Origin of the sequence: Methylomonas sp. HYX-M1 (genome assembly GCF_040741385.1) — a bacterium.
In the GTDB taxonomy this organism is placed as follows: Bacteria; Pseudomonadota; Gammaproteobacteria; order Methylococcales; family Methylomonadaceae; genus Methylomonas; species Methylomonas rhizoryzae.
On the sequence record NZ_CP160405.1, the window covers coordinates 2,348,515 to 2,363,016 of the forward strand.

A 14,502-nucleotide genomic window follows, 5' to 3' on the forward strand; every position below is an offset into this window, starting at 1 on the left:
AGCTGCTTAGCCGCCGGCGGCCGGCTGAATTAACCGCCGATTTGCGTTTAAGAGTACGCCGCATTTTTCCAAAACCGGAGCGTGCCAACTCTATAAAACCGTATCGAGCAAGAACGCGAGAAGTGCTTGTCATTGTTTGCGCCGACCTAAAACATAGCATTGATAAATAACACCGAATTCAAACCCAATAGAAACCCGGGCAAGTTGTAAAGATTATCGGCCGGCTCGGCCCGATCTGAATACCCAGTTTGTTTGCCCGGCTAGCTAAAGCATACCTGATAGCTAACCTCAACCGATCCCGAACTTGCTGTTTCATTGCAACCCGCCATAGGCTGCATTTCGGTAAGCGGCGATAGCTAATTGTAAGCTAGTTCTAAGCTTTATGTGCATGCCGCAAATTACTTCTTCATCAGTTCGCTTCTTTACACTGCGCTTGCAGCCTAAAGGCCGTTTCGATACGATAGCGCGCTTTTTAATCGCATGGCCGTAAGTTACGCGGCCGTTTTTTATACCCGACGAGGATCAAATAATGGCCGACTTAATTGCACCTTCCATTCTCTCCGCCGACTTCGCGCGCCTGGGCGAAGAAGTGGACAATGTCTTAAAAGCCGGCGCGGACATCGTGCATTTCGATGTGATGGACAATCATTTCGTGCCTAATCTGACCATCGGGCCTCTGGTTTGCGAAGCCTTGCGCAAACACGGTGTCACCGCGCCTATCGACGTACATTTGATGATAGAACCCGTCGACCGCATCATTCCGGATTTCGCCAAAGCCGGCGCCAGCTATATCACCTTCCACCCGGAGGCCTCGCGGCATATCGACCGTTCCTTGCAAATGATCCGGGATCACGGCTGTAAATCCGGTCTGGTATTCAATCCGGCCACGCCGCTGTCCTATTTGGATCATGTGCTGGATAAGGTGGACATGATTTTATTGATGTCGGTCAACCCCGGCTTCGGCGGCCAATCCTTCCTACCGTCCGCCTTGCCTAAACTGCGTCAAGCTAGAAAAATCATAGACGACAGCGGTTTCGACATCCGCCTGGAAATCGACGGCGGCGTCAATACCGCCAACATCCGCGAAATTAAAGCGGCCGGCGCCGATACCTTCGTGGCCGGTTCGGCGATTTTCGGCAAACCCGACTATAAAGCCGTGATCGACGAAATGCGCGCCGAAATGGCCAAAGCCGGCCAATAAGCCTCGCGCCGCTCGAGCGTAATGCTTGAGCGGCTATGCGGCACTTTGGTATTTGCCGCACACCGACTCGCCTCGCCTGTTTCGATAGCAAACTACGCCGTCTCCACCTATTTCTCCGCATTCTTTCCTCGATCACCAAGTCAAGTCGCAAGGCTGCCGCAATTGAGCACTGGCGTTGAATCCGCCACGGGATTATCCTGATACACGGCAATCGCCAAGCGATGCCGCAATCCGCCGCCGTTTTCCAGCGTTCAATCGGCCGGCAACCGCTTACAAGAGGAGCAACCGATGTCACAATTATTAGAAAAAAATCAGGAAGCGCCGTTTTTTCGCGCCGTCAATCAAGACAACCAAATGATTTATTTGTCCGACTTTCGCGACGAGAAAAACGTGGTGCTGTATTTTTACCCGAAAGACGACACGCCGGGCTGTACTATCGAGGCCAACGACTTTACCGCGCTAGCCGAGCAATTTGCCGAACTGGATACCGTAGTCGTGGGCGTCAGTAAAGACGATTGCGCCAGCCACCGCGCATTCATCGGCAAATACGGCTTGAACGTTCAGCTGTTGGCCGATACCGGCGGCGACTTGTGCGATAGCTACGGGGTTTGGCAGGAAGTGGAAAAAGACGGTGTCAAAAAGTGGAAAATCGTCCGCTCGACCTTCGTCATCGGCAAAGACGGCAATTTGATGGAAGCGATGTATGCGGTCAATCCGGAAGGCCATGCCCAAGCCGTCCTGGATCTGCTGAAAGCCGCACAAGCTCCGGCTGAAGCCGAAGCCTAAAGCCCGAACGGCAGCGGCGCGGATAACCCTCCGGCCGCTGCCTGGTCGGTTTATTTGGAATTCACCAGACGTTGCACGATTAAGCTGCCGACCATATCGCCTTCCACGTTGACCATGGTCCGAAACGTATCCAGCAGCCTGTCGATAGGCAACAAAATGGCGATGGCTTCCGCCGGCAGGCCGACCGACTGCAGCACCATCACCATAGTCACCATGCCGGCACTGGGAATGCCGGGCGCCCCTATCGCCGCCAAAATCGAGGTAAAAAATACGATCATTTGTTGAGCCAAATCCAGTTCCACCCCGGCCAAGTTGGCGACGAACAAGGCAGCCGACGCTTCGTACAAGGCGGTACCGTCCATATTCGCGGTAGCGCCTAAAGGCAGCACGAAACCGGCAATGCCGGGTTTGACATGCAGATGCTGCTCCGCACAGCGCAAGCTAATAGGTAGCGTTGCCGAACTGGAGCTGGTGGCAAACGCGGTAATCAAGGCCTCTTTGGCGCCTTGGAAAAACCGCCCCGGCGTGACCCTGGCTATTGCATACAACAGCAGCGGCAATACTACGAAGCCGTGCAACAAGATCGAGCCTAAAACCACTGCGACAAATTCCGCCAAACTGCGCAGCACCGAAAGCTCTTGAGTGGCCAACAGCTGGGTCAGCAGCGCCAAAATCCCGAACGGTGCCAGCCGCATGATCCACGCTACCATGTTCAACATCAATTCCAGGCCCTCTTGCAACAACTGCAGAATGTTGCGGTAGCGTTCCCCGCCCACTACCAGCGCAATGCCCAATAACAATGCAAACATCACGATGGCCAGCACGTTGCCTTGCGCCAGGGCGGCAAACGGATTGACGAATAAACCGTGCAAAAAGCCGGCGACAAATTCGCCAAAGCTCATGTGTTGGGCGGCAATCTGATGCTCAGCTTGCGCAAACATCGCAAGTTGCAAGCCTTTGCCCGGTTGGAACACATTCGCGGCAAGCAGTGCCAGCAACACGGCCAAGGTCATGGACAACACGAAAAAACTCAAGGTGGAAATCCAAACCCGGTGCAGTTGCTCGTGTTGGCGCAAATTGGCTACCCCAACCGCAATCGAGGTGAAAACCAAGGGTACCAAGATCATTTTCAACAAGTCGATAAACAAGGTGCCGACCAGCGAACACAAATAAATGCCGAATTCCACGCCGGCAGCCTGCCGGCCGATAGTGGCAAATGTCAGCCCTAAGGCCACCCCAATTGCCGCGCCCACGAAGATTTGCGCGTTTAACGATATTCGCACCTATTACCTCCTATCCGATAACACTTTCCGACTCGCCGCTTCGAGCTTCACGGCCTGGCTACACAGGAAAATCCGCGTTGTTCGACGCGAATATCCGCTAAAATTTGCGCCATGAACGAATCCAATCTCGATAAAGACCTTTGTTTATGCGGCTCAGGGCGTAGTTACGCGGACTGCTGCGCGCCTTATCACAACGGCAGCGCGGCGGCCCCGACCGCCGAAGCCTTGATGCGTTCGCGCTATACCGCTTACATCCAGCGTAACGCCGAATATTTGCTGGCCAGTTGGGATCCCGGCAGCCGGCCGATTGCCATTGACTTCAGCAAAGAAACCGCCGATTGGCAACGTTTACAAATCGTTGCCTGCAAAAAAGGCGCGAGCGGCGACCGAAAGGGTATCGTGGAATTCAAAGCCTATTACGCTCAGGACGGGGTAGCCTGCGTCATGCATGAAATCAGCCGGTTCGTGAAAAACGGCGCGCACTGGCAGTATTTGGACGGTGTCATCAAAGCCTCCGGCAAAATCAACAATACCGTAGACACGGGCCGCAACGCCCTATGCGCCTGCGGCAGCGGCAAAAAATTCAAACGTTGCTGTGGCCGGGCTTAATCGCTTCGCCCCCTACCGCACGCCATTGTTCGCTATAACGCGAGTACGGCTTGCAGCACCTCTTCGGCATGGCCTTTGACTTTTACCTTACGCCACTCTTTTTGCAGTACGCCCTGCTCGTCGACCAAGAAGGTACTGCGCTCTATGCCGCGTACCTGTTTGCCGTACATATTTTTCATTTTGATGACGTCGAACAGCTGGCACAAACTTTCCTCCTGATCCGCCAATAAATCGAACGGAAATCCCTGTTTGGTTTTAAAACCCTCGTGCATTTTCACGCTATCGCGCGACACGCCGAGAATCACCGCATTTGCCTGTTCGAATTGATCGCTCAAATCCCGGAAGGCTTGACCCTCTTGAGTGCAACCGGGCGTGTTGTCCTTGGGGTAAAAATACAAGACCAGCCGCTTACCGCGGAAATCGGCCAGGGCCAGGGTTTTATCGCCGGTGGCCGGCAGCTGAAAATCGGGAACGGCTTGTCCAAGAGTTACGGTAGTCATGGCTTAACGTTTAATAGGTTCGAGAATGGCGTCGATATTCAAACCGTCGCAAAAATCCAAAAACTCTTCGCGCAAAGACAAGATGCGCACATGCGGCGGAACGAGCAAGGTAAAACGCGTGGAAAACACCGCGTTGTCGGCAATGGCGGCGGGATGCAAGCTGGCTTGAATTTCGTCTATCAACACGCCGCGTCCGCATAAAAACGATGTCACCGCATAAAGCAAATCGCGTTTTTCCACCGAAATCGTCTCCAGCGTATAAGGCACGCCTTTTTCGTAAACCGGCTGTTCCTGCTCTTGATCCTCCGGACGTAAAAAGGCGACTTGCACGTGGAAACGATCGCCCAGGGCCGCCAGCAAACCCTCCAGCTTGGCGACGTGATTCCAATTGCCTTCCACCAATATGTACACGGAAGTCAGTTCGATCAGATTGGCGGTTATCAACTCCAATACGCTGCATTGGCAAGTGCTGATCGCTGAAAGTATTTCGGGAAGAAAGCCCTCGGTCTTGTTGCCGAGAACGCTGATTGCAAGCTGCATATGTAAGATCCCTGTGAATAGTGTCCAAAAGTGTAACATCAATCGCATAGGCTTAAACTACCGAGTAGCGAGGAACCGATTTCTCCGCTTATGCAGGGGTAGTCGCACGGCCGAATAGGCAGGAAAAATCCGAACGCGCACCGGCCGGACATAGGCTGAACCGGCCGACGAACTCGGTAGGACTCGCCTTGAGTGCGAGCCGAATAACATTTACCTAGTCCTTGGCAATACCTTACAATTTGAACTCGTTACTTACAATAACAACTTCGGAGGATGACATGTTTAAGATTCAGTTACTGGTCTCTGCAATCGCTTTGGCCGGTTCGCTGTCCGTGATGGCGGCGGACGCCTTGCCTACCACTGCTCCGGCTCCGGCCGACAACCCTACGACACCGGAGAAAGTAGCGTTGGGGCAAATGCTTTACCACGACCCGCGCCTGTCTTCAACCGGTACCGTAGCCTGCGCGTCTTGCCATAACACCATGGCCGGCGGCGAAGACAACCGGCCGAATTCCATGGGCGTCAACGGTCAAACCGGCGGACGTAGCGCGCCTACCGTTTGGAATGCGGCGTTCAATGCCGTGCAATTTTGGGACGGCCGCGCCGCCAGTCTGGAAGAACAAGCCGCCGGCCCGGTCACCAACCCGATAGAAATGGGCATGAAAAGCTGGGACGACGTGGTTGCCCGCCTAAAAACCATCAAGGGTTACCAAGTTGCGTTCGAGAAAGCCTTCGGTCAAAACTCGATTAGCAAAGATAACGCCACCAAGGCCATAGCGGCTTACGAAAGAACCCTGATTACCCCCAATAGCCCTTACGACAAATACGTCAGCGGCGATACCTCCGCGCTGAGCAAACAGCAAGTACGCGGCATGCAAAAAGCCGTTGAACTCGGATGCACCGGTTGCCACAGCGGTCCGGCATTCAACGGACCGGGAAGCTTCCAAAAATTCCCAATGCATAAAAACGGCTATTTTGAAGCGCAATACCACTTCAGCAAAGACAAAGGCTTGGCCGAAGTCACCAAAAAAGACAGTGACGAACATTTCTGGAAAGTGCCGACTTTACGCAATATCGCTTTGACCGCGCCTTATTTTCACAACGGTTCGGTACCGACCTTGGACAAAGCCGTCAAGCTGATGGCTAAATTGCAATTGGATAAAGACCTGCCGGACGAAGACGTTGCCGACATCGTCGCCTTTCTGAATGCGTTAACCGGCGAATTCCCGGAACAAACCATGCCTAAACTGCCAGCCACACCCGGCTCTACCTTCAATCAATAGATCGGGCCAGCGGAAAAAGGGGACATGCAAGTCCCCTTTTTTTGCCCGCCTTAGCGTTTTACCGGACCTGGCCCGCAAATCCGTGAGCCGAACGCGGCTCGCTCACCCGCATATTTAAAAATGTTTGACACCCAACCCTTTTTCCAATGCCTGCTCAACAGCATCAGCGATAGCATCGCCGTCATCGATCGGGAGGGGGTTATCCATTACACCAACAAGAGTTGGGACAAATTCGGTTCCGACTCCGACAACTTGTTGCCCAGGAGTTGGTTCGGCAGCAATTACTTGAAAGCCTGCGACGACGCGGCCCGAGCCGGCGACCAGCTGGCCGCGCGAGCGTCTGACGGCATCCGTAGTGTGATCGGCGGTCTCAAAGAGTCCTTTCTTTTGGAATATCCTTGCGAATTTCAAAATATTCGCTATTGGTTTCAAATGCAGGTCAATCCTTTGGAATGCGTAAGTTCGGGCTATACCATCATCGCTCATCAAGACATTACCGAACGCAAGCGCACCGAAGAACAGATATTGGCACTGTCGAAAATAGACTGCTTGACCGGCATTTCCAACCGCCGCCATTTCGACGAATTCTTGCGTAGCGAATGGAAGCGCTGCCAGCGGCAAAACCAGCCGATTTCGTTGGCGATGCTGGACATCGACCATTTCAAGGCCTTGAACGACAACTACGGCCACGTGTCCGGCGACGAATGCTTGAAAAAAATCGGTGCGGTACTGAGCCGTTATACCCGCCGGCCCAGCGATTTATGCGCACGTTTCGGCGGCGAAGAATTCAGCGTAGTACTGGGTAACACCGCACTGGACGAAGCCGAACAAATCGTAGAATCCCTGTTATCCGATATTCGCTCGTTAAAAATCCCTAACGTCAAGTCTCCGATTGCGCCTATAGTCACAGTCAGCGCCGGCTTGACGACCGTTTGGCCCACTCGGGATATCGACGAAACCAGCGGAGTGGAAGCCGCCGACATCCTGTTGTATGCCTCAAAGGCCAAAGGCGGCGACCAAATCAGCTGCCGGATTTTAGCCTGAAGGTTGCGATGGGTTGCCGTCTGCCGGCCTCCGTCATCGCACTGCAGCAATGTTCTGCAAAGATACGTTAAAGCCGCTCAGCCCGCTTGCCAAATTCCCGCGATTGGAGTTAGGTTAGGTCATTCCATCTTACCGAGGCCGAGGTTAAATCATGCACGAACAAACCGTCGAATTCCGGCCCGTATTGCGCAATACCTCGCGCATCAGCCGTAGCAAACTGTTTTTCGCCGTTTTTCTGATCAGTTTGGCCGTCTCGCAAACCGCCGTGTTCATGCAAACGCCGCAATATCGCAGCTCCGCCACGCTGCTGACCACCTCGGCAACCGACCTGGACCAAGCCAGTCCGGCGGCGGATCTGCAGCACCTCGGCATACAAACCGAAATCCTGCTAGGCTCCGCGATTATGGAAGCGACCGTAGAACGCTTGCAGGAAGTTACCCGCCACGCCGAATCTTGGGAGCCGCAGACTTTACGCCGTCAGTTCTCGGTCTCGGCCGAGCCGGACACCAATTTGTTGCACCTCTATGCGGATGGCCCGGAACCTAAACGTCTGGAGTTGGCCCTGGACGCTTGGATAGCCAGTTACCTGAAAGTACGCGGCGACGCTACCGCGGAAAATTCCGACAAATTGGCCGGTCAATTACACGGGCAACTGGAGCGTACCGAACGGCAAATCGCCGAGCAGCGGCGCCGCATCGAACAGTTCGGCATGCAACACAACATTCTGTCCGCCGAAAGCGGCGACAACCAAGCGCACGCCCGCTTGCAAGGCTTGAATAAAGCGTTGAACGACGCGCTGGCGGCGGAAGTTGGCAGCAAGGCCAAACTCGATACCCTATCGGCCGCCATTAGCGAAGGCCGGCCGGTGGTAGCGGAGTCGGATTCGCAAGCAATGGCGGTGCTGTTGCAGCAAGCCGAAAAATTGCGCGACCAGATGGCGGAGATCGAAGGCCGCTTCACCGCCGACTATATCGCCTTGAATCCCAACCTGAACCGAGTGCGCGAGCAATTGGCGGAAATCGAACGCAAAATCGCGGCGAAATCCGAGCAAGGTCAACACATGGCATTACAAGAAGCGCAAAACGCTTATCTGGCCGCCAAACAATCGGTCGCCTCGCTAAAAGCGCAACTGAACGCCCACAAACAAGCGGCAGCCGAATACGCCTCCGGCTTTTCCGAACAGCAAGCGATGCAGCAAGATCTCGCCAATTTGGAAACTGTGGCGCAAGGCATCAAACAGCGTTTGGCCGACATCGACATCAAACAACGGCAAACGTATCCGCAAGTAGAAGTCGTCTCCTGGGCCAGCTTGCCGGATCGGCCGATAGGCCCGGACTATCCGCTCGAAGCCGGCTGGGCGGCCGGCGGAAGTTTCGCCTTGGCGCTAACTGTGGTACTGCTTTGGGAATTCTTGCGGCGCGCCGAACAACCTGAAATTCCCACTGCCAAAAGCTTGGGTTGGCGTCCGCCGGCGCAGGCCCAACCGGCCTTGGAAGCCGCCTATTATCCCGCCCAAAATGGATTGGCCGGCCCTACTTTTGCTGCGCTGCCGGCGGTGGATGGGCCGACCGAAATGAGCCGGAACGAAGTGCTGGCGCTATACCGCGGTTCGGAGCCGCCGCTGAACGCCGTGGTGGCTTTGCTGTGCAACGGCTTGAGTTTGGCCGAGATCGTCAGCTTAAGTCCGGACTGCTTGAACGCCGAAACCCTGATGATCATGGTGCCGGGCCAACGCAACCTGCCGATGACCGCCGCGGTCGCTCACTTGTGCCGGCTTGGCGCACACTTTGCCGAGTGGCCACGGGCCGAGGCGCTGGATAGTCTGTTGTGCAGTTTTGCGATCGACTTCGGCTTGCCTACGCCGCAAGTCAATGCGGAAGCCATTCGCCACACCTATTTACTGTACTTGGTGCGCCAAGGCATCAAGCTGACCGATCTGAACAAAATCGCCGGCGCACTGAGTTCGGAACGCCTGCAACTATTGAGGCGTTATTCGCCAGCACTGGCCGGCCTGCCCTTTCAAGCCATAGACCTGGACTTCATCCCACCCGCTTGACGCGCATTGCTTACGCGGCAAATTCGCTAAACGTCAAGGCTTGGCATAAAATTCGGCTGTCCTATTACAACAACCAACAACGGGGTAACACTGTGGCAGACGCATCGCTGGCAATCGTTTTCGCATTGATCATGGCTTTGGCCGGAATCGGTTTCGTACTCTGGCAGCTGCGACGAGTGCTGGCGTATCCGCAGGGCAACGACACCTTGCGCAGCATTGCCGCGGCGATTCAGGAAGGCGCCGCGGCGTTTTTGCATCGCGAATACCGAATACTGGCGGTATTCGTCGTGGTGGTTGCCGGCATCATCGCCGGCTTTTTGCAATGGCAAACCGCCGCCGCCTTCGTGCTCGGCGCCGTGGCTTCGGCCGGCGCCGGCTACCTAGGCATGTATACCGCGGTGCGCGCCAATCTGCGCACCGCCGAAGCCGCCAGCCATAGTCTGCAACTGGGCCTGAAAGTCGCCTTCGGCAGCGGTGCCATCATGGGCATGTCGGTGGTCAGCTTCGGGCTGCTGGGTATGACCTCGCTTTATCTGATTTTCGCGGACGACCCCAACCGGCTCAGCTATATTACCGGCTTCGGTTTCGGTGCCAGCAGCATCGCCTTGTTCGCCAGGGTCGGCGGCGGCATTTACACCAAGGCCGCCGACGTCGGCGCCGATCTGGTCGGCAAGGTCGAGCAAGGCATACCGGAAGACGACCCGCGCAATCCGGCGGTCATCGCCGATAACGTCGGCGATAACGTCGGCGACGTGGCCGGCATGGGCGCCGATTTGTTCGAAAGCTACAGCAGTTCGGTCATCGCCTGCGCCACGTTGGGGCTGACAATAGGCGCCGAACAGGCCGGCGGCTATGTGGCTCTGCCGTTCCTGGTCGCGGCGGCCGGTATTGTCGCCTCCTTGTTCGGCATCTTCATCGTGATTGGCGAAAAAGACCTGCATGTATCGTCCACCTCTAAATTCGCCGCCTTCTTTTGCAAATACGTCAAACACGTCGACGAAAACGCCAGTTTGAAAGATTTGCTGGACACCCTTAGACACTCGGTTTGGGCCTCGTCCGCCGCGGTATTGCTGTTAAGCCTGCTCACCGTTCTCTTGTCGGGCGTCAGCTTTTACTACTGGCTGGTGATTCTGGTCGGCCTATTGGCCGGCAACGGCATCGCCCATGCCACCGAATACTACACGGCCTACACCGAAAACCCGACCCGCTCGATTTCCGAAGCCAGCGAAACCGGTGCCGCAACCACCATCATTCAAGGCTTGGCGGTCGGCATGATGAGCACGGTGTTTCCCGTGATTATCGTCGCTATCGCTATTTTGCTGAGCATTTGGCTAGGCTTCAAAGCCGACGGCAGCTTATCGGCCGGTCTGTACGCCGTCGCCTTGTCCGGGGTCGGCATGCTCAGCACCTTGGGCGTTACCCTGGCCACCGACGCCTACGGTCCGGTGGCCGACAACGCCGGCGGCATCGCCGAAATGAGCCATATGCCGGCCGAAGTCCGCCAGCGTACCGACGCCTTGGACAGCTTGGGCAACACCACCGCCGCCACCGGCAAGGGATTCGCGATCGGCTCGGCGGTACTGACCGCGCTGGCGTTATTGGCCGCTTACGTCAGCGCCGCCGACGTCGAACAATTGAATTTGCTGGACCCTACCATGCTGCCCGGCATCCTGATCGGCGCCATGCTGCCCTATTTGTTTTCCGCGCTGACCATGATGGCGGTCGGCAAAGCCGCCCATGCGATAGTGTTGGAAGTGCGTCGGCAATTCCGGGAAATTCCGGGCCTGATGGAAGGCACGGCCAAACCGGATTACAAAACCTGCGTCGGCATCAGCACCAACAGCGCCTTGCGGCAAATGTTGCCGCCCGGCCTAATGGCTGTTACCGTACCGTTGCTGATCGGTTTCGTCTTGGGTAAAGAAGCCCTGGCCGGTTTATTGATCGGTACCACCGCTTCCGGATTTTTATTGGCCGTAATGATGGCCAATGCCGGCGGTGCCTGGGATAACGCCAAAAAATGGATAGAAACCGGCCAATTCGGCGGTAAAGGTTCCGACGCGCACAAAGCGGCGGTGGTCGGCGATACCGTCGGCGATCCCTTCAAAGACACCTCCGGACCGGCGCTAAACATTCTGATCAAATTGATGAGCATAGTCAGCCTGGTGTTCGCGTCGGAGTTCGGCGCCGGCTGGCTCAGTTTTTAAGGTAAAAGAGTCGAACGCATGAACAGAATCGTTAATTTCCTTGTCGCGCTGCCGTTTATCCTCAGCCTGAGCGGCTGTTCCAGCATAGGCAAGGGCTTTGCCGAAGCCTTGCTGGAAAAGCAGGACGAAGAAGATACCCGTTTGTGCGAAATTACCGGCGAACGCTTCAGCGGACTGAAACCGCAACTGGAAACACCGGGCCGCAAGATGAAAGTGCTGATGGTGCACGGAGTCGGCAATCATCTGCCCGGTTATTCCACCCAATTTTTGGAGAAGCTGTCCAAGGAACTGGACTTGCCCGTCACCGCCAAGGCATACAAAAACATCACCCTGGCCGATCCTAAAGCCCCGGACAAGCGTCTGGGCAATTTACGCATCAATCGTTATTTGGATAAAGACCAGCAGCAAGAATTGCTGTTTTACGAACTGACCTGGTCGGAAATCACCGCCAAAGACAAGGAAGTGCTGTCCTACGACAACTCCGGCGAGCAGTCCTTCCGCCGTGCCGAAGTCAACGATTTGCTGAAAAAGTTCTCCAACGACACCGGCCCCGATCCTATCATTTACTTGGGCGAAAAGCGCGACGACATCCTGACCGCGTTCGCGCAGTCGTTTTGCTGGATGATCAACGGCGACTGGAACAGCCTGCCGGACGACGTGCACCAAGTCTGCTGGTCCAAAAACGTCACCCCGTTCTACAACGACAGCTACGCCTTCGTATCGCACAGCCTGGGCAGCCGCATCACCATAGACGGCTTGCAGAGTATCGCTTCCATTTTGGCGAACAACGACAACGCCGCCTATTCCACCGCCTTGTCCAATGTTTTGAAAAACAAATCGGTACCGATTTACATGATGTCCAACCAATTGCCGATGCTGCAATTGGGCCGCAAGATTCCGCCCGTCACCAACCGGCAAGCCGAATACTGCCAACCGGAAGGCGGCAAGTATGCGGAGCGCATTTTAGCCCGGACCAACATCATCGCCTTCAGCGACCCTAACGACTTGCTGAGCTACGCCCTGCCCCACGATTTCGTCAACAAATATTTCGACTCCCGGTTGTGCATAGACGTGACCAACATCAACATCAACGTGGCGAAAATTTACGACGCATTCGGCTTGGGTAAATTGGCTAATCCGCTCGACGCCCACGTCGGCTACGACACCGACGACCGGGTCATCGCGCTGATCGCCAAAGGCATTGCCAATCCCTACACGGCACCGATCGTCAACGAACGTTGCCGTTGGATTAAAACCATCGAGTGAGCCTAGCGTTCGACAGCGGGCCGACCGCTTGGAATCCGCATCGAGCGGCGCCGAGGTACAAACCTTCGGTTACGACGACATGGATCGCGTCACCGACGCCTTGGGTAATTGGGCCGGCAAACCTTTGCTTACGACGCCGTCGGCAACCGCCTGAGTAAAAGCGAGCCATCGGGCCTGACGCAATACGGCTATGGCGCCAACAACCATCGCTTGGACAGCCAGACCGGCACGGTTAACCGCAGTTACCAATACGACGCGGCCGGCCATTTGCTCAATGAAGGATCGCTCGGGTTTGTCTACGACAACAGCGGCCGGCTGCTGGGCGCTCACCTGTCGGGTACGCCGATCAGCGTGTACCTTCACAACGCTCTGGATCAGCGGGTGGCCAAATTGACGGTGAACGGCCCCTCGGTATCCGTCTACGACGAAGCCGGACGCCTGATCGGCGTATAGCGAAAGCCGGTTAACCGAAACGATTTGGCTGGACGACATCCCGGTCGCGCTACTCAAATCGCAAAGCAACGGCAGTGTTGCCTTAGCCGGTTACATCCATACCGACCACCTGGGTACGCCGAGAAAAATCACCGACCCCAGCAGCAATACCCTGATTTGGCAATGGCAAGGCGCACCGTTCGGTGAAACGGCAGCCAACGACGACCCGGATGGTGACGGCAACCACTTGGCCTTTAACCTGCGCTTCCCTGGGCAGTATTACGATACGGAAACGGGAAAGCATTACAATGTCCACCGAAATTACGACCCGGCGTTGGGCCGGTATATCCAGAGCGATCCGATTGGGTTGGCTGGCGGAATTAATACCTATACCTATGTTGGGAATAATCCTATTTCAAGGATTGATCCGTCTGGATTACATTGGTCTGACAATGCAATTGATGGGATTCTCAATAGTGATTTATATCAAAATTTGATTAATCGAATAAGACCACCTAGCCCAAGTAATCCTCCAAACGCTGATATTCAAAATTATATGCAGCAATTTAGAAGTTCAAATACTTTAGATTGTTATGAAATTTCAAGAAAAATATACGATTTTGCAAAGGGCGGTAATATTTTGCATGTAGAACCGGTTGTACCTGGCATGCTTCTTATTCCAGTCAATAAAGGTTACTATCAAGGCTATTACCATGATGTTTATACGGATGGTCAGTATGTTTATGACCCTGAATTCGCATCAACACCAATCCCAAAAGGAGATTGGACTCGCATAATTAAAAGCATAAACCCAACTGGCGTAACTATTTCTAAGTGATTTATAGGTAAATTTGGACCGATATGCACGTTAAAAATATTTCGGAAAACGATTTTATAAAAGTGCTTTCTCAAATAGGAGAACTAGAAAATGCACTTATTCCAGTTATGGCATCGGACTCTGATAAATATATTGCACCAGTAGTTAAGTGGCGCTGGAAAAACGAAAAGGCAAATCTTGAGGCTGAATTAAAAGAAATAGTAAATAGATATTCTGGGATGCGCTGGTATATTAGTAGGTCTGAAGGTGGTAGTTGGTTTCTAACTATTAAACAATTAATGACCGAGTTAGAAGGTAATATAACCATGCAATTTCAAGACTTTTTAAATGAATGGAGTAAAATAAATTCTGACATCTGCTTACAAGCCCATGAAGAAATTTTGCTTCTCGCAAAATATATTGCGACTGAAATCTAAAGGTCGTACGGCCGTACGGCGGATTAACTTTGTGCCGGGGTGTA

15 protein-coding genes are annotated in these 14,502 nt (G+C 54.4%); 12 read left to right on the forward strand and 3 right to left on the reverse strand.

The features are described 5' to 3' along the window. The first annotated feature begins 526 nt into the window (after nt 1-526). Nucleotides 527-1,201: a ribulose-phosphate 3-epimerase gene (rpe, locus tag AB0A83_RS10545; protein ID WP_190303318.1), complete on the forward strand. Its 675-nt coding sequence runs from the start codon at nt 527-529 to the stop codon at nt 1,199-1,201. A gap of 288 nt (nt 1,202-1,489) precedes the next feature. Beyond that, nucleotides 1,490-1,987 carry a peroxiredoxin gene (locus AB0A83_RS10550; RefSeq protein WP_150048234.1) on the forward strand — a complete coding sequence of 166 codons (498 nt, stop codon included), beginning with the start codon at nt 1,490-1,492 and terminating at the stop codon, nt 1,985-1,987. Nucleotides 1,988-2,037: 50 nt separating this feature from the next. Here the strand turns inward: AB0A83_RS10550 and AB0A83_RS10555 are convergent, their stop codons facing one another. Then, a complete protein-coding gene (locus tag AB0A83_RS10555) occupies nt 2,038-3,270 on the reverse strand; it encodes a dicarboxylate/amino acid:cation symporter (RefSeq protein ID WP_150048235.1) in 1,233 nt (410 codons plus the stop codon). Between the two features lie 111 nt (nt 3,271-3,381). Here AB0A83_RS10555 and AB0A83_RS10560 point away from each other — a divergent pair, with 111 nt between their 5' ends. Beyond that, the gene (locus AB0A83_RS10560; RefSeq protein ID WP_150048236.1) at nt 3,382-3,879 is read left to right on the forward strand and encodes a YchJ family protein; all 498 of its coding nucleotides are present in this window, start codon (nt 3,382-3,384) and stop codon (nt 3,877-3,879) included. 32 nt (nt 3,880-3,911) lie between these two features. On the opposite strand, the gene AB0A83_RS10565 is transcribed toward AB0A83_RS10560, so the two are convergent. Together AB0A83_RS10565 and AB0A83_RS10570 are read right to left on the reverse strand one after the other, a co-directional pair. Then, nucleotides 3,912-4,379 carry a peroxiredoxin gene (locus tag AB0A83_RS10565; protein ID WP_367154076.1) on the reverse strand — a complete coding sequence of 156 codons (468 nt, stop codon included), beginning with the start codon at nt 4,377-4,379 and terminating at the stop codon, nt 3,912-3,914. 3 nt (nt 4,380-4,382) lie between these two features. Next, complete coding sequence (locus tag AB0A83_RS10570; protein ID WP_150048238.1) at nt 4,383-4,919, reverse strand: ACT domain-containing protein; 537 nt, start codon at nt 4,917-4,919, stop codon at nt 4,383-4,385. A 278-nt stretch (nt 4,920-5,197) separates the two neighbouring features. Between AB0A83_RS10570 and AB0A83_RS10575 the strand changes: the two genes are divergently transcribed. The 9 genes from AB0A83_RS10575 (at nt 5,198) to AB0A83_RS10615 (ending at nt 14,458) form a co-directional block, all read left to right on the forward strand. Next, on the forward strand, nt 5,198-6,202 hold the full coding sequence (locus tag AB0A83_RS10575; protein WP_150048239.1) for a cytochrome-c peroxidase: 1,005 nt from the start codon (nt 5,198-5,200) through the stop codon (nt 6,200-6,202). A 120-nt stretch (nt 6,203-6,322) separates the two neighbouring features. Continuing rightward, entirely contained in the window at nt 6,323-7,246 is a 924-nt protein-coding gene (locus tag AB0A83_RS10580) for a sensor domain-containing diguanylate cyclase (protein ID WP_150048240.1), read from the forward strand. 151 nt (nt 7,247-7,397) lie between these two features. Further along, nucleotides 7,398-9,302, forward strand: a complete 1,905-nt coding sequence (locus AB0A83_RS10585) for a GumC family protein (RefSeq protein ID WP_367154078.1) — start codon at nt 7,398-7,400, stop codon at nt 9,300-9,302. Nucleotides 9,303-9,394: 92 nt separating this feature from the next. Then, complete coding sequence (locus tag AB0A83_RS10590; RefSeq protein WP_150048242.1) at nt 9,395-11,506, forward strand: sodium-translocating pyrophosphatase; 2,112 nt, start codon at nt 9,395-9,397, stop codon at nt 11,504-11,506. Nucleotides 11,507-11,524: 18 nt separating this feature from the next. After that, nucleotides 11,525-12,772 carry a hypothetical protein gene (locus AB0A83_RS10595; protein WP_150048243.1) on the forward strand — a complete coding sequence of 416 codons (1,248 nt, stop codon included), beginning with the start codon at nt 11,525-11,527 and terminating at the stop codon, nt 12,770-12,772. A 28-nt stretch (nt 12,773-12,800) separates the two neighbouring features. After that, nucleotides 12,801-12,926 (forward strand): hypothetical protein, encoded by a 126-nt coding sequence (locus AB0A83_RS10600; protein ID WP_269473478.1) that lies wholly within the window; start codon nt 12,801-12,803, stop codon nt 12,924-12,926. Next, nucleotides 12,881-13,225 (forward strand): hypothetical protein, encoded by a 345-nt coding sequence (locus tag AB0A83_RS10605; RefSeq protein WP_150048244.1) that lies wholly within the window; start codon nt 12,881-12,883, stop codon nt 13,223-13,225. Before AB0A83_RS10600 ends, AB0A83_RS10605 begins: the two co-directional genes overlap by 46 nt. Nucleotides 13,226-13,379: 154 nt before the next feature. Continuing rightward, nucleotides 13,380-14,042, forward strand: a complete 663-nt coding sequence (locus tag AB0A83_RS10610; RefSeq protein WP_269473509.1) for an RHS repeat-associated core domain-containing protein — start codon at nt 13,380-13,382, stop codon at nt 14,040-14,042. A gap of 23 nt (nt 14,043-14,065) precedes the next feature. Beyond that, a complete protein-coding gene (locus tag AB0A83_RS10615) occupies nt 14,066-14,458 on the forward strand; it encodes a hypothetical protein (protein ID WP_150048246.1) in 393 nt (130 codons plus the stop codon). Nucleotides 14,459-14,502 lie beyond the last annotated feature (44 nt).

Excerpts from the sequence above, each read along its gene's own strand:
- AB0A83_RS10550 (WP_150048234.1), top strand. The coding sequence starts at position 1,490 with ATGTCACAATTATTAGAAAAAAATCAGGAAGCGCCGTTTTTTCGCGCC.
- AB0A83_RS10560 (WP_150048236.1), top strand. The coding sequence starts at position 3,382 with ATGAACGAATCCAATCTCGATAAAGACCTTTGTTTATGCGGCTCAGGG.
- AB0A83_RS10565 (WP_367154076.1), bottom strand. The coding sequence starts at position 4,379 with ATGACTACCGTAACTCTTGGACAAGCCGTTCCCGATTTTCAGCTGCCG.
- AB0A83_RS10570 (WP_150048238.1), bottom strand. The coding sequence starts at position 4,919 with ATGCAGCTTGCAATCAGCGTTCTCGGCAACAAGACCGAGGGCTTTCTT.
- AB0A83_RS10575 (WP_150048239.1), top strand. The coding sequence starts at position 5,198 with ATGTTTAAGATTCAGTTACTGGTCTCTGCAATCGCTTTGGCCGGTTCG.
- AB0A83_RS10580 (WP_150048240.1), top strand. The coding sequence starts at position 6,323 with ATGTTTGACACCCAACCCTTTTTCCAATGCCTGCTCAACAGCATCAGC.
- AB0A83_RS10585 (WP_367154078.1), top strand. The coding sequence starts at position 7,398 with ATGCACGAACAAACCGTCGAATTCCGGCCCGTATTGCGCAATACCTCG.
- AB0A83_RS10595 (WP_150048243.1), top strand. The coding sequence starts at position 11,525 with ATGAACAGAATCGTTAATTTCCTTGTCGCGCTGCCGTTTATCCTCAGC.
- AB0A83_RS10615 (WP_150048246.1), top strand. The coding sequence starts at position 14,066 with ATGCACGTTAAAAATATTTCGGAAAACGATTTTATAAAAGTGCTTTCT.